The organism is Ectopseudomonas toyotomiensis (assembly GCF_900115695.1).
Taxonomy (GTDB): domain Bacteria; phylum Pseudomonadota; class Gammaproteobacteria; order Pseudomonadales; family Pseudomonadaceae; genus Aquipseudomonas; species Aquipseudomonas toyotomiensis.
Genome location: NZ_FOXK01000039.1, coordinates 1 through 1,153, shown reverse-complemented (window position 1 = coordinate 1,153; position 1,153 = coordinate 1). Strand labels below are relative to the sequence as shown.

The following is a 1,153-nucleotide window of genomic DNA, read 5'->3' as shown; positions in this document are numbered from 1 at the left end:
ACCACGCACGCCGCCCTGGGCGCGCAGATCGACGACGAGACCACGATCGACGACGTGCGCAAGCTGGCCCGCGCCGCGAAAGACGTGCTGCAGGCCAGCAAGGCCAGCCGCGAGGAGCGCAAGGCGATCGAGCGTGAAGCCCGCGAGGCGCTGTTGGCTGAGCAGGAGCAGCGCCTGGAAGAACAGCGTGGCAGCGACGGCATGAGCGAGCAGCTCGAAGAGCGCATCCGCCGCATCCTGCTGGGGAAAGCCTGATGGCCATGCAAGCCACCACGGCCAACCTGGGTAAGGGCCTCACTGCCACCAGCGCGCCGCGCAAGATTGATCTCGCAGAGGAGATGGAGCTGCACGGCGTCGACGTGCCCCAGGACATCGCCGAGGCTGTAGCCGCAAACGAGCCCGTGTTCCTGGGCTATCAGCAGCGATGGTTCGAAGATGAAAGCCAAATCATGATCGGCGAGAAGTCTCGCCGGACTGGTTTGACCTGGGCCGAGGCTGGTCGCAACGTGGTCAAGGGCGCAAAGCCACGCCGTCGTGGTGGCTGCAACACCTTCTACGTGGGCAGCAAGAAGGAGATGGCGCTGGAGTACATCGCCGCCTGCGCGCTGTTCGCCAAGGCCTTCAACGAGATGGCCGAGGCTGACGTCTACGAGCAAACCTTCTGGGACGAAGGCAAGAAGGAAGAGATCCTCACCTACATGATCCGCTTCCCGAAAACGGGGCGGAAGATCCAGGCGCTCAGCTCGCGCCCGAGCAACCTGCGCGGCCTGCAGGGCGATGTGGTGATCGACGAGGCGGCGTTCCATGAATCCCTGGAAGAGCTGCTCAAAGCTGCCCTGGCGCTGACCATGTGGGGCAACAAGGTGCGCTTGATCAGCACCCATAACGGCGTGGACAACCCGTTCAACACCTACATCCAGGACGCCCGCGAGGGCCGCAAGGATTACAGCATCCACCGCATCACCCTGGACGATGCGATCGCCGAGGGTCTGTACAAGAGGATCTGCTACGTCACCGGGCAGGAGTGGTCACCCGAGGCCGAGAAGGCCTGGCGCGATGGCCTGTACAAGAACGCCCCAAACATCGAGTCGGCCGAGGAAGAGTACGGCTGCGTACCGAAGAAATCAGGCGGCACCTACCTGACCCGCGTGTT

At 63.7% G+C, this 1,153-nt stretch carries 1 protein-coding gene and 1 pseudogene; both read left to right on the top strand.

Going from position 1 to position 1,153, the window contains the following annotated elements:
* Positions 1-255, top strand: a 255-nt coding sequence (locus tag BM186_RS26070; protein ID WP_139228050.1) for a phage protein Gp27 family protein, incomplete at its 5' end; no start/stop codon positions are given.
* Positions 255-1,153 (top strand): annotated as a pseudogene (locus BM186_RS26065) (hypothetical protein); the annotation flags it as partial. The gene BM186_RS26070 and the pseudogene BM186_RS26065, both read left to right, overlap by 1 nt.